Source organism: Paenibacillus sp. Z6-24, from assembly GCF_054161335.1.
In genome coordinates this window covers 2,402,102-2,428,714 of sequence record NZ_CP096398.1, presented here as the reverse complement: position 1 = coordinate 2,428,714, position 26,613 = coordinate 2,402,102, and the positions used below count along the sequence as shown (strand labels likewise).

23 protein-coding genes are annotated in these 26,613 nt (G+C 48.6%); 10 read left to right on the top strand and 13 right to left on the bottom strand.

The window, feature by feature from the left end:
- The first annotated feature begins 35 nt into the window (after nucleotides 1–35).
- The 3 genes from pssA to M1D61_RS10660 all read left to right on the top strand — a co-directional run bounded on the left by pssA (nucleotide 36) and on the right by M1D61_RS10660 (nucleotide 1,643).
- The gene (gene pssA / locus M1D61_RS10670) at nucleotides 36–560 is read left to right on the top strand and encodes a CDP-diacylglycerol--serine O-phosphatidyltransferase (protein WP_458122314.1); all 525 of its coding nucleotides are present in this window, start codon (nucleotides 36–38) and stop codon (nucleotides 558–560) included.
- A 6-nt stretch (nucleotides 561–566) separates the two neighbouring features.
- Nucleotides 567–1,055: a DedA family protein gene (locus tag M1D61_RS10665; RefSeq protein ID WP_458122313.1), complete on the top strand. Its 489-nt coding sequence runs from the start codon at nucleotides 567–569 to the stop codon at nucleotides 1,053–1,055.
- Nucleotides 1,056–1,124: 69 nt separating this feature from the next.
- The gene (locus M1D61_RS10660; RefSeq protein ID WP_458122312.1) at nucleotides 1,125–1,643 is read left to right on the top strand and encodes a GNAT family N-acetyltransferase; all 519 of its coding nucleotides are present in this window, start codon (nucleotides 1,125–1,127) and stop codon (nucleotides 1,641–1,643) included.
- Nucleotides 1,644–1,777: 134 nt separating this feature from the next.
- On the opposite strand, the gene M1D61_RS10655 is transcribed toward M1D61_RS10660, so the two are convergent.
- The 3 genes from M1D61_RS10655 to M1D61_RS10645 all read right to left on the bottom strand — a co-directional run bounded on the left by M1D61_RS10655 (nucleotide 1,778) and on the right by M1D61_RS10645 (nucleotide 4,918).
- Nucleotides 1,778–2,293, bottom strand: coding sequence for a hypothetical protein (locus M1D61_RS10655; RefSeq protein WP_458122311.1), 516 nt, complete (start codon nucleotides 2,291–2,293; stop codon nucleotides 1,778–1,780).
- A 216-nt stretch (nucleotides 2,294–2,509) separates the two neighbouring features.
- Nucleotides 2,510–3,136, bottom strand: coding sequence for an NUDIX hydrolase (locus M1D61_RS10650; protein ID WP_458122310.1), 627 nt, complete (start codon nucleotides 3,134–3,136; stop codon nucleotides 2,510–2,512).
- Nucleotides 3,137–3,157: 21 nt separating this feature from the next.
- On the bottom strand, nucleotides 3,158–4,918 hold the full coding sequence (locus M1D61_RS10645) for an ABC transporter substrate-binding protein (RefSeq protein WP_458122309.1): 1,761 nt from the start codon (nucleotides 4,916–4,918) through the stop codon (nucleotides 3,158–3,160).
- Between the two features lie 169 nt (nucleotides 4,919–5,087).
- On the opposite strand from M1D61_RS10645, the gene M1D61_RS10640 reads away from it, so the two are divergent.
- Both M1D61_RS10640 and cyoE read left to right on the top strand, forming a co-directional pair.
- Nucleotides 5,088–6,335, top strand: a complete 1,248-nt coding sequence (locus M1D61_RS10640; protein ID WP_458122475.1) for an MDR family MFS transporter — start codon at nucleotides 5,088–5,090, stop codon at nucleotides 6,333–6,335.
- 561 nt (nucleotides 6,336–6,896) lie between these two features.
- Nucleotides 6,897–7,817 carry a heme o synthase gene (gene cyoE, locus M1D61_RS10635; RefSeq protein WP_458122308.1) on the top strand — a complete coding sequence of 307 codons (921 nt, stop codon included), beginning with the start codon at nucleotides 6,897–6,899 and terminating at the stop codon, nucleotides 7,815–7,817.
- A 132-nt stretch (nucleotides 7,818–7,949) separates the two neighbouring features.
- Here cyoE and M1D61_RS10630 read toward each other — a convergent pair whose 3' ends face one another.
- The 5 genes from M1D61_RS10630 to M1D61_RS10610 form a co-directional block, all read right to left on the bottom strand.
- The gene (locus M1D61_RS10630; RefSeq protein ID WP_458122307.1) at nucleotides 7,950–8,687 is read right to left on the bottom strand and encodes a TetR/AcrR family transcriptional regulator; all 738 of its coding nucleotides are present in this window, start codon (nucleotides 8,685–8,687) and stop codon (nucleotides 7,950–7,952) included.
- Nucleotides 8,688–8,843: 156 nt separating this feature from the next.
- Entirely contained in the window at nucleotides 8,844–11,975 is a 3,132-nt protein-coding gene (locus tag M1D61_RS10625) for an efflux RND transporter permease subunit (RefSeq protein WP_458122306.1), read from the bottom strand.
- The gene (locus M1D61_RS10620; protein ID WP_458122305.1) at nucleotides 11,968–13,479 is read right to left on the bottom strand and encodes an efflux RND transporter periplasmic adaptor subunit; all 1,512 of its coding nucleotides are present in this window, start codon (nucleotides 13,477–13,479) and stop codon (nucleotides 11,968–11,970) included. Before M1D61_RS10620 ends, M1D61_RS10625 begins: the two co-directional genes overlap by 8 nt.
- A 341-nt stretch (nucleotides 13,480–13,820) precedes the next feature.
- Nucleotides 13,821–14,489, bottom strand: coding sequence for a response regulator (locus tag M1D61_RS10615; RefSeq protein WP_458122304.1), 669 nt, complete (start codon nucleotides 14,487–14,489; stop codon nucleotides 13,821–13,823).
- A complete protein-coding gene (locus tag M1D61_RS10610; protein ID WP_458122303.1) occupies nucleotides 14,479–15,477 on the bottom strand; it encodes a sensor histidine kinase in 999 nt (332 codons plus the stop codon). Before M1D61_RS10610 ends, M1D61_RS10615 begins: the two co-directional genes overlap by 11 nt.
- Nucleotides 15,478–16,167: 690 nt before the next feature.
- Between M1D61_RS10610 and M1D61_RS10605 the strand changes: the two genes are divergently transcribed.
- Nucleotides 16,168–16,629: a MarR family winged helix-turn-helix transcriptional regulator gene (locus M1D61_RS10605; RefSeq protein WP_458122302.1), complete on the top strand. Its 462-nt coding sequence runs from the start codon at nucleotides 16,168–16,170 to the stop codon at nucleotides 16,627–16,629.
- Nucleotides 16,630–16,704: 75 nt separating this feature from the next.
- Nucleotides 16,705–17,496, top strand: coding sequence for an arsenite methyltransferase (locus tag M1D61_RS10600; protein ID WP_458122301.1), 792 nt, complete (start codon nucleotides 16,705–16,707; stop codon nucleotides 17,494–17,496).
- Nucleotides 17,497–17,608: 112 nt separating this feature from the next.
- Here the strand turns inward: M1D61_RS10600 and M1D61_RS10595 are convergent, their stop codons facing one another.
- The 3 genes from M1D61_RS10595 to M1D61_RS10585 form a co-directional block, all read right to left on the bottom strand.
- Nucleotides 17,609–18,415, bottom strand: coding sequence for an isocitrate lyase/PEP mutase family protein (locus M1D61_RS10595; protein ID WP_458122300.1), 807 nt, complete (start codon nucleotides 18,413–18,415; stop codon nucleotides 17,609–17,611).
- Nucleotides 18,416–18,628: 213 nt separating this feature from the next.
- Entirely contained in the window at nucleotides 18,629–19,591 is a 963-nt protein-coding gene (locus M1D61_RS10590) for an AEC family transporter (RefSeq protein WP_458122299.1), read from the bottom strand.
- Nucleotides 19,592–19,763: 172 nt separating this feature from the next.
- Nucleotides 19,764–21,479 (bottom strand): NAD-dependent malic enzyme, encoded by a 1,716-nt coding sequence (locus M1D61_RS10585; protein ID WP_458122298.1) that lies wholly within the window; start codon nucleotides 21,477–21,479, stop codon nucleotides 19,764–19,766.
- Between the two features lie 357 nt (nucleotides 21,480–21,836).
- Between M1D61_RS10585 and M1D61_RS10580 the strand changes: the two genes are divergently transcribed.
- The 3 genes from M1D61_RS10580 to M1D61_RS10570 all read left to right on the top strand — a co-directional run bounded on the left by M1D61_RS10580 (nucleotide 21,837) and on the right by M1D61_RS10570 (nucleotide 25,116).
- Nucleotides 21,837–22,718: a LysR family transcriptional regulator gene (locus M1D61_RS10580; protein ID WP_046214081.1), complete on the top strand. Its 882-nt coding sequence runs from the start codon at nucleotides 21,837–21,839 to the stop codon at nucleotides 22,716–22,718.
- A 399-nt stretch (nucleotides 22,719–23,117) separates the two neighbouring features.
- The gene (gene hcp, locus M1D61_RS10575) at nucleotides 23,118–24,812 is read left to right on the top strand and encodes a hydroxylamine reductase (RefSeq protein ID WP_458122297.1); all 1,695 of its coding nucleotides are present in this window, start codon (nucleotides 23,118–23,120) and stop codon (nucleotides 24,810–24,812) included.
- 64 nt (nucleotides 24,813–24,876) lie between these two features.
- Nucleotides 24,877–25,116, top strand: a complete 240-nt coding sequence (locus M1D61_RS10570; RefSeq protein WP_458122296.1) for a hypothetical protein — start codon at nucleotides 24,877–24,879, stop codon at nucleotides 25,114–25,116.
- Nucleotides 25,117–25,393: 277 nt separating this feature from the next.
- Here M1D61_RS10570 and M1D61_RS10565 read toward each other — a convergent pair whose 3' ends face one another.
- Both M1D61_RS10565 and M1D61_RS10560 read right to left on the bottom strand, forming a co-directional pair.
- The gene (locus M1D61_RS10565; protein ID WP_458122295.1) at nucleotides 25,394–25,861 is read right to left on the bottom strand and encodes a hypothetical protein; all 468 of its coding nucleotides are present in this window, start codon (nucleotides 25,859–25,861) and stop codon (nucleotides 25,394–25,396) included.
- Nucleotides 25,862–26,106: 245 nt separating this feature from the next.
- A complete protein-coding gene (locus M1D61_RS10560; protein WP_458122294.1) occupies nucleotides 26,107–26,412 on the bottom strand; it encodes a hypothetical protein in 306 nt (101 codons plus the stop codon).
- Nucleotides 26,413–26,613 lie beyond the last annotated feature (201 nt).

Here is a 26,613-nt window from a genome sequence, read left to right as displayed (position 1 = left end):
GCTGCCATTTTACAGAAAGAAAGGAACTCTATCCTATGAACACGACATGGCTACCTACACTATGTACTGTACTGAATCTTGGTGCAGGTACTGCTTCCTTATTGCTTACAATTAATGGACATTACAGACTGGCGCTGATCTGGATCGCTATGGCGGCTGTATTCGATATACTCGACGGCCTGCTGGCCCGGCTGCTCCGATGCCCCAGTGAATTTGGCAAGCAGCTCGATTCGCTGGCCGATCTGATTTCTTTCGGTGCGGCGCCGGCTGTGCTCGTTCTCCTGTATCAACTGGAGGACAACGGATGGCTGGGATTTGCATCGGTTATCCTGTTTGTGATTTGTGGTGCGCTGCGGCTGGCACGCTTTAATATATCGGGCACGGTGAACGGCTTTACCGGACTGCCGATTACGGCTGCCGGTACCCTGCTCGCCCTGTCTTCCCTGTCGGGACCGGATTCGTCCGGCTACTGGACGATTATGCTTATGGCGGTAATGTCTCTGCTGATGATCAGTCGTATTCCATTTCCCGCCTTTAAAAATAAAATGGTCAGGAAGTGAGTACAGATGGAGTTAGCAGCAGAATATATCGCCCAGTATGGCTATATGGCCATCACTCTACTCCTGGCCCTTGGCATTATCGGGCTGCCGATTCCGGATGAAACGCTGATGCTGTTCGTCGGATATCTGGCTTCGACCGGTGTGCTGAACTATCTTCTCTGCATCCTGTTCAGCTTCGCAGGCTCTGTGATCGGGATGATGGTTAGTTACGGAATAGGCAACAAGCTGGGTTTCAAAGTCGTTAACAAGTATGGCAAATGGATCGGGCTCACGCCCAAACGATTTGATCGGGTGCAGCAGTGGTTTACCCGTTATGGCATATGGACGGTACTGTTCTCCTACTTTATTCCGGGCGTTCGACACGCGGCAGGTTATATCGCCGGGATCAGTGCTATGCCTTTTCGCAAATATATGCTGATTTGTACAATTGGTGCCCTGATATGGACCGTTCTCTTTATTTCAATAGGCTATGTTGTAGGGCTGAAAGTCGCTTGATAGATGGCCGCTCCACAGCTGGCAACCCATTCAAAAGGGGAATACGAATGGAAAGAAGGACTAGGTAACATGAGTTTGATGATCAAAGAAGTGACAGGAATGAACTGGCGTGCTGCGGCTGCCCTGCAGGTGACGGAAGCCCAGCAATCCTATATTGAGAGTAATGCCTTTTCACTCGCGGAGTCCAAGTATGAATACAATGGTTCCTCGGTCTGTCTGTATGACGGCATGATGCTGGTGGGGTATGCGATGTATGGCTGGTATTGTGAAGAAAGTGACAGTATCTGGGTCGAGCGCTTCATGATTGATGCCGGATTCCAGAGACGTGGGTATGCCCGCCAATTTTTCCCACTGCTGCTGGAGTATATGCATGAGCGATTCCATTATGAAAAAGTGCTGATCAGCATTCATCCGGATAATACGGAAGGGCAGCAATTGGCTCAGTCGCTGGGGTTCCAGGTAACAGGGGATACGGATGATGTCAGTACATTTACCGGACAGGTGATGGAGTTGCTGGTGGATCATCCGGAAAGCCATCCAAACTGGCAGCCGCTGCGTCTGCTGCTCGGCTCCCTTCGCAGTCGGTAGGTATTCACGCATATATCTGTTACTCTATCCCATACATGCTTAAATAGCCCGATTACTGATAATTAGTCACATCAGTAATCGGGCTATTTTCAGGCTGTACTCTTATTCCGGGCGCTGATCGCTCCGCCATGTGTTCATGTATTCCATTCATTATCGGTAAACCGCTCACTCGATCTGCTGTTATCGCGTTCTGCCTGCTTGCCCAGCCGGTGATGAAGCTCCTGCAGGATCATGCTGGTGACCTCACGACGCTCTCCCAGATTGCTGAGTGCCCGGCGCAGACTGTCTTTGACCATGCCGGCTTTCTCTCCCTGCTGATAATTCGCCAGAGCCGCGGCTCCCTTTTCAATCTCAAACTGCAGCTCACGAATATAAGTGGTAACGATATCCAGCGACTCCTGATAGACTTCACTCGAATGCCCATGAAGAGGCGAGCGGACAAAACGATCAATATGCGATTCCTGGATATGAATCAGCGTGAATGCAGGATTACCAAGCAGCAGCTCCATACTCTGCATCTGCATTTCAGCCGGTATTCTGTCGATCAGGATGGCTTCATTATCCAGAACCATTTGCTGCAGATAATTATCCAGTTCTCTGCTATCTACAGGCAGCTGATTCACTTTATTTTTTTTGACAAAATAAATCATGTTGCACCCCCGCTTCATTGAGATATCAGCCTGGCTCCGATTGGACCGCATCAGGAGCATTTTCTTTTGAACTATTTACCCCATATCCTCTATTTTATATTGTTTATCGGCAATAAATAGAGAAAAAAGCTGTATTTTCTACATAAACTGCAATTATATTTTCCTGAAAAGAGATATTATAGCTGAATTTTTCCATATCATTACATTACTGCGGCACTATTCGTAGCCCAGTGCATCAAATAATAAATCATAATACTCCTGTGTATTGGCGGTAAAGTCGCTCAGGCGAACAACCCGATGCTGCGGTACCGGCTTCTGCTGTTCATCGTAAATGACACCCTCTGCAGACAGGGTATCCTGCTCTCCACCGATCATGGACCGAAACTCATCCGCCGCAATCCAGAACAGTCCGGTCACCTCACTGTGCTGGACTTCATATTCATTGAGTGGAAGATTGCATGGGTACAAATACACGTGCGTGAATTCCCGATCCATATAATGATCCGAGATCCGATACTCTTCCTGGTGCATGCCACAGTACGTCAATTCCGCAAAGGTCACCCCAAGACCAAGTTCCTCTTCCAGTTCTCTTACCCCATCTTCCGGTGATTCACCCGTCATCAGATGCCCAGCGCTCGATGTATCCAGCTTGTCGGGAAAGGTCTCCTTGTCCGGATGGCGCAACTGAAACAGCAGCTTCCACCCCTCTGCAGCCGAGCCTGCGACGATCCAGCAATGAAAAGTCTGATGCCACAATCCCTGTGTATGTACTTCCTCCCGTGTGGCTGTACCGGTCTTTTCCATTTGCTCATTAAACACATCCAGTATCTCTACAGCTGTCATTGCTGACACCCCTTTCTTGTTTCATTTCTTCCTGATCCAGAGCGCCGACAGATTCGGAAAGCCGAACGACTCAATATGAAGTCCATACAGATTGCGGTTAAAATAAGCCCGCTGGTTCAGATGATTCCCGTATATAATCCAGTTCTCATCCCGCATCATCTGTTCTACCCGGTCGAGTACGCTTTCACGCTGACCCTGCTCCAGCTGCATAATCCCTTCCAGCATACCTTTCAGCCGCTTCTGCTGCCCACTGTTCAGAGCATGGTACAGATAATTGCCCTCATTGGCAAAAAAGTTGATCATATCCCATTCCCAGTCATCCTCCAATATTTCCATACCGAGCATGATTTCTCCTCTATCCCTACCATACAGCATCGTACCATAAGCCTTCGTGCAGGGAAGCAGCTGGAGACGAAGACCGATCCGGGCCGCCTGCTGCTGCATCCACAGCGCTTCAATCCGTTCTTCTTTTTTGTCCATAAAGGAAAGGCCCAGCTCTATGCCGTCATATCCGCTTTCCCAAAGCAGCCGCTTCGCTTCGGCCAGCGAACTCTTCCGTAAAGGTTGATAATCGGCGCTTTTCCAGGGTAGCAAGCTATAGGCGACTGCAATCCGGTCACCTCCCAGTTCACGCATCATCGTCTCTCCATCATACAGATGACGGATACATTCGCGAAACTTCGGATGATGCTGAATACCCGGCGTACGAAAATCAAACCGCAAATATCGGCAGCCGAGCACCGGATGATTGATTTGGCGGCTGGCCATCTGATCGTCACGTTCACTCAGCTGGTATAACCGTCCCATATGCCCTTGCTCCGGCATGAACCAGACATCCACCCGGTCGAGCACCGGGCGCAGACCATAATAATCGTCGAAAGCCAGCAGGGACAGCTTGCTTGCCGTCAGCTCCGAGATGCGAAACGGTCCGCTGCCGATCAGCGATTGTTCCTGCTCGATGTGCGCAGGCAGAATCGCCATATACACATTGGTCATCAGATGCAGGAAAAACAGATTGCTGCGGTGCAGATGAAAGGTGACGATATGATCTCCATTCTGCTCTACTTCGCGGATATCCCGGTAGAGCCACAGCATGCTGCTCTCCTTCTCGCACATCCGCTGCCAGGTGTACCGGACATCCCGTGCGGTCAGCAGGGCACCATCATGGAACCGAATACCTTTGCGCAGATAAAAGGTCCAACTTGTATGATCCTCATTATTCTCCCACTGGTAGGCCAGCCTTGGCAAAAAGCTGCGTGAAGCCGCATCATAAGCCAGCAGCGTATCCTGGATCTGCCGCAGCACAAAGGTCTCAAAAGCGGTGAACACACTGGCGGTATCCAGCTTTTCCAAAGGACGGTAGCGGATCATGCGCAGCACATCCTGGACACTGCTCTCCTCCTGCTCGCTGTGCATACCGAGGTATACATGCAGCACATTCCAGAGCCTTTCCCGGATGGGCTCCTCGGTCTCCAGTGTACCGATCAGCTCCAGCGCTTCCTTGACCCGGTCCTTGTCCAGCAGCTGACGCAGGCGTACTTCTACAATATCGGCAACGGGATACAGAAATTCCAGCTGTGAGATATGACCTCTGCCCCGTCCGGGCTGCCAGACGATCCAGTGCCGGCTCTCCAGCCGCCGCAGCACGAACTTGGCATTACGCGGCGTACAGCAGAGCATCTCTGACAGCATGGCTACCGTAACAGGCAGCGGCGTATGCTGCAGCCGCTGCGGATTGAGCTTATCATACAGTTGCAAGTATTGAATTGCATCATTATCCACTGCATGCTCCCTTCCTGTACCTATTTTTGGCTTTTCCATAGTTTTTTTCGTAAAAGGTGAAATGTAAATATAAAAGCTTACTCTTTTTCTTCGCCTTTTTTCTTTTTACAATGATACCAGTGATATCGGCTCAATAAAAGCTTTGTACAATATGGGAGTGTAGTCTATGATCGCAAAAAATCTCAAAATAATTCATCCTCTGGCTTGGACGATTATCATCGGCACGATGTTCGGAAGACTCGTTACGTCGATGAGCATTCCGTTCCTCGCCATTTATCTCACCTCCGCACTCGGCGTATCCGCTACACTGACAGGTATTATCGTCGCTGCCAGTTCGCTGGCCGGGGTATCGATCAGCTTTTACGGCGGGTACATCTCGGACCGGATCGGTCGCAAAAAGGTAATGCTCGTCTCGGTATTTTGCTGGGCAGCCGTATTTTTTGGCTTTGCCGGCTCTCATGTGATCTGGATGTTCTTTGTCATGAATGTATTAAACGGGCTGTGCCGCTCCGTATTCGAGCCGGCTTCCCGCGCACTGCTGTCGGACACCACACCTCCGGAGCACAAGCTGCTCGTCTTCAATCTGCGCTATGCGGCGATCAATATCGGCGTCGTATTCGGTCCGATCCTCGGTCTTCAGCTTGGATCGGCAAAATCCACTTTTCCATTCGTAATTGCAGGGATCGTATATATCGTCTATGGACTGGTGCTGGTAATGCAGTTTGCGATTCATCGCTCTGCCATGCCTGTTGTCTCCTCGGCCGAACCGCCCAAGATCGGCGAAGCTTTTCGGATGACCAGCCGTGACCGTGTATTCCTGCCGGTACTGATCGGTACAACATTCTGTGTACTTGGTTATGGTCATTTCAGTTCCACACTGGCACAGTATCTGTCACTGACTCCCGATCTGGAGGATGGCAGCCGGATCTTCTCCTATATGCTGGCGATGAATGCCGCTGTTGTACTGATTGTCCAGTATCCGGTCGTACGCACGGTCAGTCGCTTTCGTCCGGTAGTACCGCTCATTCTTGGTAATATTCTCGTCTCGATCTCCTTACTGATGTTCGGCATGGCGCACAATCTGATCGCCTTTATGGTCGGTGTGTTTATTTTCACGGTAGGCGAAGTGCTGCTGTTCACTATGATGGATATTCTGATCGACCGTATTGCCCGTCCGGAGTGGAAAGGCACTTATTTCGGCACGATCGGCTTCAACAATATTGGAAATGTGGTCGCTCCGATAATCGGCGGACTGCTAATCGACCGCTTCGCCCTGCAGAGCGGCATTGCCATCTTTGCTCCACTGGCGCTGCTGACAGCAGTTGGTATCCCGTTCCTGCTGATTGCACGTAAGCGCCTGACTATCCGGGAGCAGGCTGCTTCATCTGCTGTGCTGCAGTCTGTGGATTCAGCTTGATCCGGCTCTTTTTACATCCAGCATGCAGTTCTGTTTATTGATAGATTGGTATGTCGGTTAGCATCTACGCATATCCTACTGATTTCTGATACGCCTGGCGTTTAGGTATGCCATTTTGTATTGTGTGCTGATCACAGTCACTTCTGAACACGGTGACTTCCCCTATGGACATTACATCAAAGCCGATTCCCGAATACCATCTATTCTGTCCGGCAGCCCGCTTGCAGTGGTGCCGGGCTTTTTGCACGGTTTGGCTGGAAATAACTGCTGCTTCTGCACGTCTTGTTGCGGTGATATTATTTATAGGAGCTCATTTGCATTCCTGCTGAGAAAAGTTGGAAGAATTGTTGATTTTATAGTGTAAATCGGAGACAATTTATCTTGATGTCCGACTGATGTTTGAGCATACTTTTCCCTAAATTCCTATCCTCTTCAGCAAAAATTAATAAATTATTCACAATTTAATGACGTAATTTTAAAAAAAGTCATTTCATTTCCATTCTTCAAAATTAAAGTGTTATGATAAAGTCACAACAATCGAAACGGGTGACAAATACAGAGATGAATAATCAAACAAGCCAAGGTGCAAGTGCACAAGTCAATTCTATGCCCGCGATCTTTTTTGCAACGATCAAAACGGGCATTATCAAGTCCAATCTTATCGCGATGTTCGCCGGGTTAAGTATGGCGCTTTACATCTTCGACGTATCCTTTATAGATCATATCTGGGCGATCATTCTCGCTTTTGTCGGATCTTCCCTCGTTATTGGCTCTGCCGGGGCTTTTAACAATCTGTACGACCGCGATATCGATGCCATTATGGAACGGACCAAGACTCGTCCGACCGTTACCGGCAAAATGGATACGCGTACCGGTCTCATTATCGGGATCACGATGAGTATCTCCGGTGTGGTCCTGCTGTACCTGAGTTCGCCGCTGGCCGCATTTTTCGGATTCCTCGGATTGTTCCTGTATGTGGTTCCCTATACCATGTGGACCAAGCGTAGAACGATCTACAACACCGAAGTCGGCAGTATCTCCGGCGCTGTTCCGCCGCTGATCGGCTGGGCCGCCATTTCCAGTGATCTCGGTCATTTTGAGATCTGGGCACTCGTTGCTACCATGCTCATCTGGCAGATGCCTCACTTCTATGCAATTGCAATTCGCCGGTTCGACGAATACAAAGCTGCCGAAGTGCCGATGCTGCCGGTTGTCAAAGGCATCAAACGCACGTATGTACAATCCAACTTTTATCTGGTACTGCTGATCGTATCCAGTGTCATGTTCTGGCCGCTGAGTCCGTACATTGCCGGCGTCGCTTTCCTGCTGAGCCTGACATGGCTGATCTTCAGCGTAACCAGCTACCGCAAGGACGACATCAAGGACTGGGCGAAAAAAATGTTCATCTTCTCGCTCAATCATATTACACTGCTGTTCCTGATCATTATCGCTTTCTCGCTGATCGCACAGCTGCTGAAGTAAGCAATCCAAAACGGTCGATCCTTTATCAAGGGTCAGACCATAAAATAAACAAACCAAAAAAGGAAGTACGGATCTTATCGATCTGTACTTCCTTTTTGTTTACACGTGATGAATATATCCGCTTTATTTCTTTTATTGAATATGGCGTTGGTGACAGTCCAGCAACTGCATGCACTCTCCGATCAGTGTCGGCTCCTGTTCTATAAAATCAAGCCAAGCTCGTACCAGATACAGACGATGCTGCTCTCCAAGAGCTTTCTTTTCCATCTGCCGAAAAGACTGCCAGCATTTCCTGCGGAATGAATCCGATACGTTCATCTGATGCAGCATCAGCTTGGAGCGGTACAGATTCTCCTGGGATTGGACAGCTTCCAACAGTACATTATGATGGGAGATCCGAATTTTGGTTTGAAGCCTGTCCCAGTTCCACAGCGGTTCACCATGATCATCTTTCATTTCATAAATAACCACGTTCATCATCTCAATCAGCAGCGTGCTGAGCTGGTATTCCAACTCCTGCTGAATCGGCGCATGATCTTCGACCTGTCCGGTCTGCTGCATGAAGCCCTCATTTGCCGTGGTATAGCTGTTTTTTCTGGACATGGCGCTGACGTACATTTCGATCAGCCAGGCCAGTTTGAGCCTGGCATCCAGCCTGTGGTCGCTGTATAGACGGAATAGACCCTGCTGAATATCTTCGCCGATTTTACGAACCACCGCGCTCCACACCTCCTCCTTGCTGCCAAACAGTGTATACAGACGGGAAGGACTCATGCCGCAGCCTCTGGCCAGTTCTTCGATAGATACAGAGTCATAGCTTCGGCCAGCAAATAACTGTTCAGCCGTCTCAATCACGTTTTGCTTATCCATGGTGTTACTCCTCTCCAACAGGATATAGACAGAAACAGACGGGGGGACGTCTGTTTCTGCCACAGCACGACTCCGCACATCTGTATACCAGTCAGCGAAGAAGCGCCTGTATTCAATTCAGGTGTCATTTGCAATTCGTTTCGTGCATACCTGTATTTACAATCGGTTATCCGATGGTAAAGTGGCTTGTTTTTCCATTCTTTTTTGTTTGCGTTCCATTTTGCGTGCCTGACGTTTGTCCTTGGCATGGGTCACGACCATATAGAGCGATGGCACGACAAACAGTGTCAGTATGGTGGAGAAGATCAGTCCGAAAATAATAACTACACCCAGCGGACGGAACAGCAGCTCACCGATTGTTGCAATCGGAATCATACCCACGATTGCGGTTAACGAGGTCAGAATGATTGGACGGAAACGGGCAGATGCGGCCTGAATAACCGCTTCTTTCAGCTCCATGCCTTCATGTCTTGCATCCTCGATAAATTCGATAAAGACAATACCATTCCGGACGACAATCCCGGCCAGTGCGATAATACCCATGATCGCCATAAAGCCGATTGGAGTACGGGTAATGAACAGTCCCAGAACCGCACCTGCTGCGGCAAGATAGACGGTTGTCATGATGATTAACGGAATGGCCAGAGAGTAGAACTGAATCACAATAAGAACAAAGATAATAAAGATCGCCACTACAAACAATTGTCCCATATCTCCGAAAGTCTCTGTCTGATCGGAAGTCTCACCACCGATCTCCAGTGTATATCCTTCCGGAAGTTTAACCTGATCCAGCTTGGGCTTAATCTCTGCCATGACTTCGGTAGCCGTACGCCCATTGACCTCTGCCTCGATTGTGTTCACACGCTGCAGATCATACCGGTCAATCTGCTGAATCGAGAATGAAGGCTTCATGCTGACAATCTGGGACAGTGGAATCTGTTCTTGCGATGAGTTGGTAATATTCGTCTGCTGGATCAGGGATTCCGGACTCGCTTTGTCCGAGCCGTCCAGATACATTTTCATATCAATCAGATTCTTGCCATTATCAAAGTCACCCAGACTTACACCGCTGCCCATCATCAGGAGCGTCTGTGTCAGCGTGCCATAAGTGACCTTGTAACGATCCATGGCCTGCTTGTTAACCGAGAAATTCAGTGCATAGTTATCATTGCCCATCGTATCGATAATACCGTAAGTACCCGGCGTATCCCCGATTACCTGCTTGATCTGGTTGGTCAGCTGCCGGATCTCATCGAGATCGTCTCCGGCGATACGGATCGATACCGGCTTGCCGACAGGAATACCAACCGCGCTGCCCTCAACGGCAGTCTCGATGCCCGGATAACTTTTCTTGAGTGCAGCAGACCATTGACTGGTCACCGTTTCGATGTCCATACTCTCATTGCCGACGACCAGAATCTGGCCGCTGCTGCTTCCGCCGCCTCCGCCTCCGCCGAGCCCGCTGAACAGCAGCGGAGCGCTTCCTCCTGCCGCATAAGCGATATTTTCTACACCAGGCTGCTTTTTGACCCAGCTGGCTATGCTCTGTACGACACGGTCCGTCTCTTCCAGCGCGGTACCGGAAGACATGCTGACATTAATAGTGATTTGCTTTTCCTCCGACGTCGGGAACAGCTCGACCGGTGTGAATGCAGCGAGTCCATACACTGCTGTACTGATAATCAATCCTGTGAGAGCGACGAGCAGCGGTTTTTGCAGTACTCTTGGCATCAGGCTGTGCGCGTAACTGTCGGTTACTACCTGAATCTGCTTGCCGAGCAGCCCGGCAGGACGATTCACACGCCGCTTGCCTCTCTCCATCTGTCTCTCTTCATACCACTGACGGAAAATAGGAATAATCGTCAGGGACATAATCATGGACGCCAGCATACAGAGGGAGATTACAGCCGGAATCGGCAGAATAAATGCACCCATATCGCCCGGCAGGAACATTAGCGGCAGGAATGCCGAGATAGTAGCCAGTGTCGCTGTAATAATGGAAATAGCGACTTCCTTGGTTCCTTTGATGGAAGCATCTGTCGGATTCTCGCCAAGCTTGGACAGACGACGTTCGATATTATCATTCACCACGACCGCATCATCGACCAGAATTCCCAGTACAATGATCAGACCGACAATGGTAATCTGATTGAGCGTAATGTCCAGACTAGGAAGAAAAATGAGTCCGAGTGCAATCGATACCGGAATCGCCAGTGCGACAAATCCGGCTGTCAACAGATTCATGCCGAGCATACAAATGATAATAACGGCAATAATCGCAATGATCATTTCCTTAATCAGGGAATCAAAATTCTTTGTTACCTCATCATTCTGGGCAAACAATGGAGCCAGTTTGACATTGGCAGGAAGTGTTTTTTCCAGGGAATTGATCTTCTTACTCAGACCTGCATCCATATTCGGTACATCCGATCCGGTCTGGCTGCTGATATCAAGCGAGATGGCCGGAGTGCCGTTGTAATAGCTGAGCTGGGACTCTTTGGCCTGGGTGAGTTCCACTTTGGCAACGTCCTTGAGATAGACCGGAATTCCCGCTTCGGTCTGCTGTACGACGATATCATTCAGCGTGCCGTAATCGACAGACTTATCTACGGTAAGCTGATAATTACGACCTTCATACGTCAGATCACCTGTTGGTACACGGTTATTCTCAGACTGGATCGCCTGCCGTACGGTCTCCCAGGAGATGTTGTACTGCTGTAATTTGGATGGATCAACATTGATGCGAACTTCCTGATCCGGTATTCCTTTGATATTGACTTCGGTAATACCCGGCACCGAGCGAAGCTGATCCTGCCACGTATTCATCAGTTCGCTCAATTGATAGATATCCTGCTTGGTCTTGCCGTAGATAATGTAGGACTTGATAAATGACTGGGTCAGGTTGTCATTCACTACCGGCGTATCTGCATCATCCGGCAGTTGGGACTGTGCATCCTCTACCTTGCGGCGCAGCTCGTTCCATGTATCGGTAGTATCTGCGTCTTCATTCGCCTGTACCGTAATGGTCGAGACACCGTTACTGGAAGTAGACGTTATCTTCTTGAGATTGGATACTTCCTTGATCTTCTGTTCCAGTACTTCGGTAACCGTCTGCTCCATCAGTTCGGGCGTTGCCCCGGCATAGGTCGTCGTGACCATGGCCGTTTTGACCACTACGTCCGGCTGCAGCTGCCGCGGCAGCTGGGTCAGCTGGGCGATGCCTACGACAATCAGCATCACAAAGAACAATAAGGTAATTTTACGTTTCTGGACAAAATACTTAATCATTGGCGCTTGTCTCACCCTTCATACCGGATGCTGAAGCAGCGCCGCCCGCTGGCTGGGCAGCTGTGCCCTGTGCCTGGCTGACAGTTAGTTCGTCTCCATTGAACAGACGATCCGCTCCGCGTGTTACCACTTTGTCGCCAACCTTGATGCCGCCGATAATCTGGTAACTGTTGTTGTACATTTTGCCCAGTTCAACCGGTGTTTTGACAGCTTTGCCGTTGACCGCTTTGAATACATAAGGTTCACTGCCGGAGCTGATGACCGCTTCGGTAGGCAGCAGGATGCCGGTCTCGGCAGAGACCTGACGGGAAGCATTGACGACCTGGCCCGGTTTCCAGTCCCGTTGTGGATTGTTAATCACCACTTCCACATTGATGGAACCTGTGCTTTCGTTGGTCTGCGGGTTCAGTTTGGTCACTTTGCCGGTGCGTATTTCGTCATAGAGGCTGATGCTAACCTGCTGACCGACTTTCCATTGATCGATATCGCTGTCGGCAATCGGCAGCTGCACTTTGAGACGGCTAATCTCACCGATGGTGAACAGCGGACTGCTGCCGCCCTGTGCCGATGTTCCTCCACCTGCACTGACCGTCTGTCCCACTGTAATGCTTTTGGTCAAAATGACACCGGATGCCGGCGCTTTGAGACTGGCACGGGAAAGATTGAGCTGTGCCGTTTTCTTGGCAACCAGCTTCTGCTCATAACCGGCCTGGGATTGCTGCACACTGGCCTGCGCCTGTTCCACAGCGGCATTGGCCTGAGCAACGCTCGCCTGAGCATTCTCTATGCCAACCTGTGCTTCTTTGACAGCAGCGGCAGCCTGCGCACGTTCCGACTGGCTCGCACCTTCCTCCTGCAGGGACAGCTTGGACTGTGCATCCTTGAGCGCCGTCTCGGCATCTGCCAGGGCGGTCTGTGCCTTTTCATATTCCTGCTGGGTCAGTAGACCATTATCCAGCAGTGTTTGTGAACGGGTCGCTTCGGTTTTGGCCTGGTTGTAGGCAGTTTGTGCTGTGTTTACCGCATTCTGCGCCTGGGCTTTCTCCTGGGAACGTGCGCCTGCCAGTACATCCTGCTCGCTGATCCGCGCGCTTTCCACTTTGGCCTGAGCGGATGACACGCCTGCTGCAGCCGCTTTCTGGCCTGCTCTTGCATCGCTCAGGGAAGCCCTCGAACTCGCCAATGCCGCCTGGGCAGCAGCCACATCTTCATTGGCTGTATCCAGCGTCAGCTGCAGATCTGCCGTATCCAGTCTTGCCATAATGGAGCCTTTGGTTACGGAATCTCCGATATCTCCATTTACGGACACTACCGTTCCTCCGGTCTGAAATGCTACCGGTGTCTCATTATAAGCGGTCAGCGTACCGGATAGATCGTATACCGCATTCAGCGGTTGCTGCTTGGCGTCTGTGACTTCGACCGAGTTGCTGGCTGATTGGACGGCAGGTTCACCTGCAGAACAGGCAGTCAGACTCACCGCCAATAAAAGTGTTGTAACAGCCATAGGCCAATTTTTCCTCATAATTACAATATCCTCCCCTAAACCTGTGATTATATGTTTTCTCTATGCTTCTGAAGCCAGCATAGCAGAATCGACAAATTCCGGAATCGTCCATAGGTACATTTGCCCTTTTGCCCTTTTGGGCAGAACCGGGCATGTACCTTTTTATCTGTAGGTTAGTAAGCTGCTTTATGAAGTTCGTTTTGAATATGACAAAAAAGCGCCAATCTCCGAAGAGACGAGCGCTTTAGAATGGGCTTGCTTATATTCACCTATAATCTGTTGTTCTCTCCAGTTGAAGTCTCTGTAGGTGGCATCTGTGTAGCAAACGTTCTCGAGTATCGCTAGATATGCACAAGGCCCCGCTCCATCGCAATCGCCACCGCCTGCGCCCGTGAATCTACACCCAGTTTATTATAAATATTAGTCAAGTGGGCTTTGACCGTACGTTCGGATATGCCCATATCAAAGGCAATATCCTTGCTCCGGTGACCATAGGCAATCGCCTGCAGTACAATCTTCTCCTTGTCGGACAATACAGGAATATAACCGGGCATGGCCAAAGAGGGAGACGGTGCTGCCGGAGCAGCCAATTTTCGTTTGGTCTGGAATACGATCTCCATAATCTCCGGCTGCAGCAGCGTCTCGCCGCGAATGGCCGAGTCCAGGGTGCGAAACAGATTTTCCCGCTTGGCATCCTTGAGCAAATAACCTTTGGCGCCCATCGCCAGTCCTTTGACCATCAGATCATCTTCATTATAGGTAGTCAGAATTACAACCGGAACCGCCAAGTGCCGTGCCTGCAGCTGCTCAATCGCCTCAAGACCGCTCATGACCGGCATGTTCAGATCCATCAGGATCACGTCCGGCTGCAGTTCTTCGGCCAGTTTGACAGCGAGCTGTCCATTCTCCGCTTCACCTGCGACATAATAATGCTCACTCGTCTCCAGGATAAGCTTCAGCCCTTCCCTGACAACGAAGTGATCATCCACAATCAATACTTTATATTTCATTAGAACCTCCTGTATGGAAGGGAATTTCGATTTGAATATGAGTACCCTGCGGTACATGATTGCTGATCGACAGTCTGCCGCCCATAATGCGTACACGTTCCTGCATACCGAGCAGTCCATAGTGACCGGGCTGTCTGCCGATCTGCTCGGGATCAAATCCTTTGCCGTCGTCGGTAATCTCAATGACGAGACTGCCATTTACCGCCAGTACATTCACTTCTACATGCTGCGCCTGGGCGTGGCGGGTAATATTCGTCAGACTCTCCCGGATCATATACAGGCTGTGCTCGGTGAGCAGCTGCGGCAGATTGCGAAATTCCTCGATCTGACCGGTAACAGGAATGCCTGTCGCCCCTTTGAATCGATCCAGCTCTTCCCGAACCGCATCGGTAAAAGTGATATTATCCGCCGACTGCAGCCTCAGATTATCGATAACTTCCCTCGCTTCGGTCAGCGTATGACGCGCCCCTTCCATGGAAGAGAGCACAATCTGCTGGGCACGTTCGTGATTACGATTGGATAAATGTACATTAATCGCTTCCAGCTGCATGATAATGCCCACCAGTCCCTGGGCCAGCGTATCATGCAGGTCACGGGCCATCCGCTGCCGCTCATTGGCAACAGTCAGCTCCTCCACCTGGCGGTGGGCAATCTCCAGCTCATCCAGAAAGTTCTGCGTACGCATACGTGCATAGTATTGCTGCAGCATTAGATTAACGATGCCGATGACGATAATATTCATGAGCGTGAACAGAGCCAGCAAAATAATGACTCCCGGCATAGCGTCTTCAGAGATAGCGAACAGAGTAATAATCGCATACAGAACAGCCATAAACATACCAATCTTGATCTTATCATAATATACATAGACGAACTGCCCAACCAGCAGTGGAAACAGCCCTATCGTAATAAGACCGTATACATAAGCAGCTATAAAGGAAGCCAGGCACAAAATAAACAGCTGGATAGCAAAATAAATCCAGGCCATATGACGATTCCGGGTCAGTCGTATAAAATACCAATTCAGAACCATAAATGCGAGTAACAACAAACCTACTGCCGTTATATGAGTAGCTTTTTCACCAGAAAATGTCTGTATTAATATCATCGCTACATGCACGATTATGGTCCATAAAATCATCAATTTGCGGGAATGCTGGGCGATGCCAGATCGATGGTGACTGTTTTGCATGGTCTCACCCTTTCCAATAGTTCCTCCATTATATCAAGAATTGCGGCGGACATACTGTACTTTTGGGCATGCCCTTTTTGGCAAAGGTTCAGACCACCTTATTCATGGTTTGCACAAAAAAAGACCCTGCCATAATGAGGGGTCTTTTTCTGGCTATTGATGCCTGGCTATTGAAGATTACTGCAGCCTGTTCAACGCGCAGGTAAAGCTTGATACTTAACGTTCATTTTTCACCAGTACAGACAGATCACCCACAAATACTTTTTCTTCCCTATTGATAAAAGTAGACAACGTAACCGTCACGATCTCTGTCTGATCCTAATGTGACTTGGTTCTGAAGGTCTGACCGATATAAAATTCGTGAAATTGCATTCTTGCACCTCTTAATTTTTAATTGTTTACTCGTTCGTTCACTTTAAAAAGGTTATATAAAAAAACTTGTAAAGTGCAAATAATTATATTATAAAATACATAGAGGTGATATTAATGCACAATAAACGCGAGCTATTTCAGATTATGACCCGGCGTTTTGGACTATTGAACAAAAATTGCTGCAGTATAGATGGTCATGATCTCTCGGCAGCACAGAGCCATATCCTGTATGAAATCGATCGTCGTGATCAACCTTCAATGCAGCAAATTGCCGAGGCGCTGGGAACCGACATTACTACATTTAGCCGCCAAATTCAGGCACTGATCAGAATGAATCTGATTCAGAAAAGCCCGGCCCCCTCGGATCGCCGCGTCTCCGTTCTTTCGCTGACAGCAACAGGTAAACACATTGCCACTACGATTGATCAGCAAATGAACAGCTACCTGGATGAGGTGTTCTCCTATCTCACCCCATTTGAACAGGAGACCGTGCTTCGTTCCATTGATTTGTTTAATGAAGCAATGGCCAAATCCAGTCGCTGCTGCTCCCCTGCAGGCGAGAAAGAAAGCAAATAATTTGATATTTGCAACTATATTTAATGCTGTGAATGTCCCTGTTTAAATTACAATCCATTAAAGGAGTGAATGGTAATGACGCGTATTCAGCAAGATGAGATTCGACAAACGGTTCGTAAACGCTATGAGGAAATTGCTCTTCCAACAATGTCATCCGATTCCTGCTGCGAAACAAGGGATTCTTATGATCCTGTCAAAGATGTAGATGCCGTATCGGCCAAGCTGGGATACTCCTCTGATGAGCTGCAATCTGTTCCCGAAGGAGCCAATCTGGGGCTCGGCTGTGGCAACCCTCAAGCCATTGCCAGTCTGAAACCGGGTGAAACGGTGCTGGACTTGGGCTCTGGCGCTGGATTTGACTGTTTTCTTGCTGCTCGTCAGGTTGGGATGGAAGGAAAAGTAATTGGAGTGGATATGACTCCCGCCATGGTTACCAAAGCCCGCCATAACGCACATAAAGCGCAGAATCCCATCGTGGATTTCCGTCTCGGTGAGATTGAGTATCTGCCCGTAGCGGATAAGACTGTAGATGTTATTATTTCCAACTATCTTTCTCCTGCCAAAGAGCAGGTCTTTCATGAAGCCTATCGTGTACTTCGTTCCGGCGGCCGCCTGGCCATTTCGGATATTGTAACCACAGCCGAACTGCCGGCAGCTATCCAAAGTGATTTGAAAGATTTGTATAGCGGATGCATTTCCGGTGCATCTTCCATTGCAGAGGTGATAAAAATGCTGGAACTGAGCGGATTTACACAGATCCGAATTGAACCGAAAGAAGAATCCAAAAGCTTTTTAAAAGACTGGCTTCCTGGAGCAAAGCTTGAGGATTATATCGTATCTGCCATTATACAGGCAGTGAAACCTTAACGAGAGGCGGGATTTCTATTGTAATCAGCCGGCTGGCACATACTATAGCGCGCTGACCGGCCAATCTTCCCTTTATAGAAGACAAACCGGCTGCTGCCATTAAATCCAAACCTCAGGTCTGTTGAAAAATACTGGATGCGAGCTGCCGCAGCCGGTACATGGCTTCCTGATAAGGACGCGGTCCATAACTGATCCGGGATACTCCAAGCGCTGCCAGTTCCTGTACAGAAGATTCATGATCCGTCACCATAATATTGACAGGCAGTTCCGAGCGAGCGCACACCGTCTCGATCAGAGAAAGATCGCTTAGACCGGGAACGAACAGACCGCTCGCACCAGCTTTGGCGTATGCCTCTGCTCTTTGTAACACTTCCTCGATCGCTTCCCTTCTTCCTGATTCCGGCAGGGAAGAATCCATCTGCAGGAAAATATCGGTGCGGGCATTTATAAATAAGGATACACCGGCTTCATCTGCAGCCTGGCGGGCAGCTGCGATACGTTCGCACTGCTGCTGGATCGAATACAGTCGATTCTCCCCCATCTTCTGATCTTCCATATTGATCCCGACCGCTCCGGCAGCAATCACTCTGCGAATAGTCGCTGCTACTTCCTGGGGACTTGCTCCATAACCGCCTTCCACATCGATAGACAGCGGAAGATTAGTCTGACGCTTGATTCGCTCGATATTGGCAATGACAAGGTCAAGCGGAAGTTCCTCATTGTCTCCATAACCATGAGCAGCTGCAACCGACCAGCTTCCGGTTGCGATGGCTCTGGCACCTGCGCTCTCTACTATAGCTGTATTGCCTGCATCCCATACATTAACCAGTAACAGCGGTGTACCTTTGATATGCAACTCATGAAAAAGCTTGGCCTGTCGCTGTTGTGAAGTCTGGGGCTGTTCCTGTTGGGTAGTCATATGATCATCCTCTTTTCTTCGATTGGAATGGTCCAGCAGGCATGTCAGCCTGATTCTCCGGACATTTCCCATTATAGAGAACATGATTTGCAGCCATCGCCGATATTCAGGCATTGATTCCTGTATTCCTATTGAATAATAAAAAGGTCATCCGCCGTAACCAGGTTATGCAGCGGATGACCTTATCAAATTTTAGTTAAAATTGAATCTATATTACAAAAGAATAGAAATCAGGATTGGCAGCGAGATCAGCGACAATATTGCACTAATCACAAAGGATGAAGCCGTCTCGACTTCCAGTGTCTCAAACCGCGTTGCGATCATCGCAGCTACAGCCGATCCAGGGAAGGATACGAGCAGTACCGCCATCGTAATATCATTGGACGGCAGACCGAACATCAGCGCAATCAGATAAGTCAGTATCGGCAAACCGATCACTTTCAGCAGTGAAATGCTGATGGCATTGGAGCTGAACTTGATCTGGTTGAGACCGATCGTTACACCAATGGCGAACAGCGCCGCACCGGACGTAATATCACCGATCTGATCGAGTGAATCCTGCAGCAGCTGCGGAGAATGAAAGCCAAACAGCGTCAGCACGACACCGAGCAGCGGTACACAGGCCAGTGGTTCACGCAGACCATGCAGGATGGAATGAATCGTCAATTTGAACAGATTCTCCTGATGTCCGCTGTCATGACCCGCTTGAGTCTTCTTGCCGACCGAGCTGACGATAGTCGCAATCGGATCAAGCAGCGCATTGACGACAATACCGGTAATCGCGATTGGAATAGCCACTTCTGCCGCTCCGAACAGACTGCCCAGTACAGGAATCCCCATAAAGGCAAATGACGGCTGCGTCGAATTAAGCGAGAAGATGGATGAAGTATTCAGATCTTTTTTGAAAAGAAGACGCATAACGAGCAGCAAAATCACATAGAATCCGATAATGCCGAGGAACATGGTCAAAAAGAACGGCCATTTATCGATCAGCGTCTGCTTGCTGGTAGTCGTAATACCGATGAAGAGATGCGCCGGCAGCGCAAACTTGGTCACCAGTGTGTTCAGGCCTTTGGATGAAGCGGGATTGAATACTTTGAAATGCCCACCCAGATAACCCAGTATGATAACAAAGAAAATAGGAATTAATATCACAAAAATATGACCGACTGACATGATACAGGACCTCCATCTTATTGTTAAAGCCTACCCCCATAAGGGCAGACTGCCTATCCACAGCGGATAGGCAACCTGATTTGTACATGGGCTCTGCCGAATCCTGTTCGCATACCCGAAGGTGCTGCTGCAAGGCTATTCGGAGAACCCGACCTATTGAGACGATTGGGGATTAGACGGCCTGGGTAATCGCAACAGATTTGAGGGTTCTGTATACAGGGTGCCACATTGCGTCTTTGACAGCTTGTTCCACGTCTTCCGGTGTATTGCGGGCTACGCCATCCTGAATCGCTGCTTTGGCAACAGCCACAGCTACTGCAAAGGATACGTTTTGCAGTTCATTCACGCGAGGCAGCAGCGGTGCACCCGGCTCGGAAGAATCGACAGCGTTAGCTACCGCATCTGCCGCCGCTGTAAACATGCCTTTGGTAAATACGGTTGCTTTGGCAACAATAGCACCAAGTCCCAGTCCAGGGAATACAAATGCGTTGTTGGATTGTCCGATTTCATAAGTTACACCTTTGTAAGCGACCGGTGCAAACGGGCTGCCGGTTGCGATCAGCGCTTTGCCATCGGTCCATTCCAGCAGATCAGACGGAACAGCCTCTGCCAGTGAAGTCGGATTGGACATTGGCATAATGATTGGACGCTCCACATGCTTGGCCATTTCCTTGATAATCTCTTCGCTAAAGGCTCCGGTTACACCGGAAGTACCCAGCAGAATGGTTGGTTTTACCTGCTTTACCACTTCCAGCAGACTGATCTTGCCGTCTGCTTCTACCGCCCAGTCTTCGACTTCGGATGTCTGACGCACATAAGGTTTCTGGAATTCCAGTACGCCTTCGGTAGCTTCAGTCAGCAATCCACGGTAGTCATACGCCCAGAAGCGTCCTTCCGCTTCTTCCTGGGACAATCCTTCTTTCATCATCGCATCACGGATCTGATCGGCATTACCGATACCGGCAGCACCCGGACCGAATACGAGTACACGATGTTCGCGCAGCGGCGTGCCGCTCACCTGTACACCGGACATGATTGCAGCCAGTGTTACCGCTCCGGTACCCTGGATATCATCGTTAAAGGTAAGAAGTTTGTCGCCGTATTTGTTAATGATATTGCGTGCATTGACATTTCCGAGGTCTTCCCAGTGCAGCAGTACATCAGGGAACAGCTTCAGTGCAGTCTGTACATAACGATCCACGAATTCATCATAACGGTCACCGCGAATCCGTTCATGGCGGTTACCGATATACAGTGGGTCATTCAGCAGTTTCTCGTTGTTGGTACCGGCATCCAGTACGACCGGCAGTACGCGGCTCGGATCAATACCTACCGCTGCCGTGTACACAGCCAGCTTACCGATCGCGATATTGATACCACCTACACCCCAGTCACCAATACCGAGGATACTCTCGGAGTCGGTAGCGACGATCAGGTCAATATCGCCCGGCTGTACACCGCTGTTACGGAAAGCTTCTTCAATACCGTCCATATTGTCGATGGACAGGTAGACACCGCCCGGTCTGTGGTACTGCTGGCTGTATTCCTGAATGGATTGACCAACCGTTGGCGTATAGACGATCGGCAGCATCTCGCTCAGATGCTCGCTCAGCAGACGGTAGTACAACACCACATTACGGTTGTACAGGTCATTCAGCATAATATTTTTGCGAAGATTATTGGGCTCGCTGTTCAACTGCTCATATACGCGGCTCACCTGCTCTTCGATGGTCAGAATCATTGGAGGCAGAATTCCGTTCAAATCCAGTTCTTTTCTCTCTTCGGCGGTAAAAGCGACGCCTTTGTTAAGAATTGGATTAGAGAGGATATCTTTTCCTTTCAAAAGAGTTCGGATCGATCCATCACGGTCAAGGTAAAAAGCGTTCATGGTTAAATGCCTTCTTTCTTACTTTTCTTTTTATTATTACTTTTCGTAAGCTTCATTGATCATATGTTTAATAATAGTATCATTTTGACATATTGTAAAGGTTTTTTGCGAATATTTTCTATCATAAATAATCTTATCATAGTTAAAAACTATCAATAATATATATGTACGCAAATTTTATCTTATTTTCTGAAATGTGATTATACCATTCATAACGCTTACATTAGCTATACAGCAGGCAAAAATGATATATTGGTTGTATTGATGTAATTAATGCTTTATTTTACTATCATAGTCACAGGCAATGATAATTAAATTCGGATGTTTACCATTTATAAATTGTAAGGAGCGTTAGCTATGGAGATTAGACAACTGGAATACTTTGTAGCCGTCTGCGAAGAGCTGCATTTTACCAAGGCTGCCGAGCGACTGGGCATTACCCAGCCTACGCTCAGTATTCAGATTCGTACCATGGAAGAAGAGCTCGGTACACTGCTGTTTGATCGTATCGGCAAAAAAATTACGATTACCGAAGCCGGGTTTATCCTGCTGCGGCAGGCACGCAGTATTCTGCTGAAGCTGCAGGATGCTTATGATGAGATTAATGGGCTGCGCGAGTATAACGGCGGCAATCTGGTCGTCGGCGTCATGGCTGCCGAGCTGGATTACCGGATTACGCCGATTCTGATTGATTTCCATCATCAGTTCCCCAATATTCATCTCAAGATCTCTTCGGCGATTGAAGTAGCCGATATGGTTATCAATAATGTGGTGGATATCGGGATTACACTGATTGAATTTACTGATCCCAGACTTATTATTACCCCGCTGTACAAGGAAGAATTTGTACTGGTTGTCTCGGAGGAGCATGAACTGGCCGGTCAGGAGTCTGTGTCATTGGAGACTCTATCCGGACTGCCGCTGGTCGCCTATCCCAAAGGCTTCAAAGCCAGAGAGCTGATCGAGACCCACTGCCGGGAGAAAGGCATGAATCTGAATATTATCGTAGAGACATCCACTGCATCTTCCCTGTATGGATTCGTCAAATCGAATGTCGGCGCGTGTCTGCAGCCTTATTCATTGTCCAATTCACTCAATGATCCGACGCTGAGGCTGATCAAAATCAGCGATTATCCACCAACCCGGCAGATCGGGATCATTTACCGGACTGATAAGTTTCTCGGGGTAGCAGCCAAGGAATTCATCCGGATGGTGCAGGATAATCTGAAGGTGGATTGAAATTAATGAAAGTGGCTTGTGTGTATTATCGTCAGTGGCAAAAGAATAAGAAACAAATGTTAAAAACCGCCTTGGCATTAAAGGCAGTTTCTTGGCTATTGTAATATTTCGCCTGCAAATACGATATGCGTTGGAAACGCCGTTTGATCTTCTCTTGTTCCATTCGTTTGGTAAGCAGCAAGCTGGATTGTGTTTTAGCATTTGATGTTCACCTGCAGCTGAATGGCCAATTCCATTAAATAACAGATGTAAATACACACATCCGCCATATATTCCAAATTACACCTATTTAATTTTGAATAAGTGATTGTAATCACAAGGCAGCCTCCGATGAGCGATTATGCTGGATATATAAGCTTGAATTGCAGCGAGACAATTCATCTCAGGAGGTAATACTCAATGACAATCAACCCTACAGCTACCATCGAATCCCAGCCATCCATGTTCTGCTTTCAATGTCAGGAAGCTTCCAAAGGTACCGGATGTACCATTAAAGGCGTCTGTGGCAAGCTGCATGATGTGGCGAACTTGCAGGATCTGCTCATTTATACGATCAAAGGCATCTCTTATCTCAGCCGGGATATTCAGCTGACCGATGAACTGAACCGCCGCATTTCCCTGATGATCACAGACGGTCTGTTCACAACCATTACCAACGCCAATTTTGACCGCGACTTTTTTATTGCCAAAATTCATGAAGCACTGGCTCTGCGCAATGAAGTTTATTTATTCTGGCAGACCTGTATTGGTGCATCCATGAGCGAATCTGTTCAGCTGCCGGATGCGGCGGTATGGAGCGGGTATACCGAAGAAGAACTGGATCAGAAAGCCCGCCATATCGGTGTGCTGCGTACAGCAGATGAGGATGTGCGTTCTTTGCGTGAGCTGCTGACCTACGGACTGAAAGGCATGGCGGCCTATACGTATCACGCGGACCATCTCGGTTATGTCGATAACGGAATCGATCAATTTATGCGTCAGGCGCTGGCCGCCACCCTGGACGACAGCCTCGGTGTTCCCGAGCTGCTGGCGCTTGCAATGGAAGCCGGCAAATATGGCGTCGACGCGATGGCCCTGCTTGATCAGGCCAATACAAGCACATATGGTCACCCACAGGTCACCAAGGTAAATATCGGTGTCGGCCAGCGTCCGGGCATTCTGATCAGCGGTCATGATCTGCATGATATGGAACAGCTGCTCCAGCAGACAGCTGGAACGGGTATTGACGTGTACACTCACAGTGAGATGCTGCCTGCACATTATTATCCCGCTTTTCAAAAGTACGATCATTTCGTCGGCAACTACGGCAACGCCTGGTGGAAGCAGACAAGCGAATTTGAATCCTTTAACGGACCGATCCTGATGACAACCAACTGCATTGTACCGCCAAAAGCCAGCTATATGGATCGTATCTACACAACAGGCAATACCGGCTATCCGGGTGTGCAGCATATTCCGGATGGTACGGATGGACAACCCAAGGACTTTTCTGCATTGATCGAACAGGCACGTCACTGTCAGCCGCCGGTAGAGCTGGAGACTGGTGAGATTGTCGGCGGATTCGCCCATGAAGCGGTCATGAATGTAGCCGATCAGATTGTGGATGCGGTACAGACCGGTGCAATCAAGCGTTTCTTCGTTATGGCAGGCTGTGACGGACGGATGAAGTCCCGCAGCTATTACACCCGGTTCGCTGAGGAGCTGCCACGGGATGCAGTCATTCTGACCGCCGGCTGTGCCAAATACAAATACAACAAGCTCAATCTGGGCGAGATTGGCGGCATCCCGCGTGTACTCGATGCGGGTCAATGCAACGACTCCTACTCGCTCGTCGTGATCGCGCTCAAGCTCAAGGAAGCATTTGGCCTGGAAGATATCAATGATCTGCCGATCTCCTACAATATCGCATGGTATGAGCAAAAAGCCGTTATCGTCCTGCTGTCTCTGCTCTATCTCGGTGTCAAAAATATTCACCTTGGCCCTACCCTGCCGGCCTTCCTCTCACCCAATGTGGTAAACGTGCTGGTCGAGAAGTTCGGCATCGGCGGCATTACGACTGTGGAAGATGACATGCGGATGTTTATGGAGGTTTGATTTTCACTGCAGATCAGCGGGTAATGGTAAATAGACCTGTTTACATTACGGAGGAGGTATACCCATGGCCAATGATCCGGAAAAAGTGGAAGTGACCAGCCGGGAAGAACGCGAAGCGATCGGACGCAATGCCAATGCAGGATTCGCCCGGGTAGAACGTGCAGAGCTTGCCGATGGAGTCACCGAGATCCCCACCCAGCCTGTCGCCAGACAATTGACGGAAGATGAAATCCGCGAGCGTGTGGGTTCCGGCAATTATGAAGCTGCCAAAAACGATGGTCAGACTGGCTCGATCAACAGCTGATCTGTTATCAGGAGAGGCCTTTATATTACGAAGGCAGTCAGCCGGGCAGCCAATTAAGCAATGAACCGATGTCTGCCCCATTTGAATGGTTATGAAAAAGCACTCTATTCGCTGATACACCGGTGATATCCGGTAGTATCGTTGATAGAGTGCTTTTTAAATGGAGTTTTACCGCGTTTGTCTAAGGTTGCCATTTGCATGTATAACAAAACAGCAGAATTTCATTTCATTCTTCGTACAGCCAATAATCAGATCTATCCAAAGTTATGTCTTGAAGCTATGGTTGTTCAATAAGCTCACCTTTGCGCATATCCAGTTTGTAGTGTTTCTTTTTGGATTGCTGTTCGGAGGAGCCACCGGATATACCCGGTTGTACTATCAATTGTTCATTTTCGATGACAGGCATCGTTCGGCTGCTGTAAGTCATGACTTCCGGCTCTCCATTTTGATTTATAAACTGCAGTGGAATCGCTCTATTAGACTGTAGATCGATCGCGATTGCATAGCATACAAGCTCATGGTCACCATCATATTGCGGAGTTAGCAAATACATATCCGCATTTGCAAAAGAAACTCTATGAAAAGGTATGATAGCAGCCGATGGCTGGATAAAGATTAATGACGGCAGTTTTTGGACGGTATACTCCTCATTATGTACTTTGTATATGATGGAATAATCGCTGGTAAAAGTAAGATCTCCTGCCGGTATGCCAAAGCAAACCATACCTAGTTTTCTAATGACCATCCTCTCCTTTCTTTCAATTCTATATAGCTTCTTTCTCTTCTCTCTAAATCTATATGTTCAATCTGTATATTCCCGCTTCACCAAGAAAATCATCTCTTGTCAGACTCTGTTCACCGAAAAAAGCACGATAGCTCTGGATAGTTTCATCATGTGTAATGATGATAACTCGCTCTGCGGTCTGCCAAGTTCGGTCAAATGCGGGGGATAATATTCATTAATACATCTCAGCTAGATGGTAAAGCTTTTTATGTATCCAATTGAGGCCATTTGAACTCGGCGAACTGGGCTGTCAGCTTTTCTTTATCATCAGCATAGAATTCCGAACTGATTCTTAACGGAAGCTGCAGTAACTCTTCAAGCTGATCCAGCGCCCCTTCCTGTTCAGATAATTCCGCTATATGCTGTAGACCTGCTCCGTATTCATATCCAAAAATTTGCGTGAGTATGCTGATATCGAGATCTCTTTCTACAATTTCGTATTCATCTTTGTTCTGATCGCACCAGGTATACCCGGTTAGTTCTTCTCCATTGGTAAACAGACTGATCTGCAATCATGTCCTCCAAAGCGGTAAGCAGCTGCTGCAAATCATGAATCTGGACATGTACATTTCCGAAGTTGTTGCTCATAGGTTCAGTCTCCTCTTTATAGGTATATGAGTTCCAGCATTTTGCTTCATTTCCTTATATCATCTTGTCTTACTATATTATAAACAGATACTATGACCTGCTTCTTCATCATACCAAATGTTATC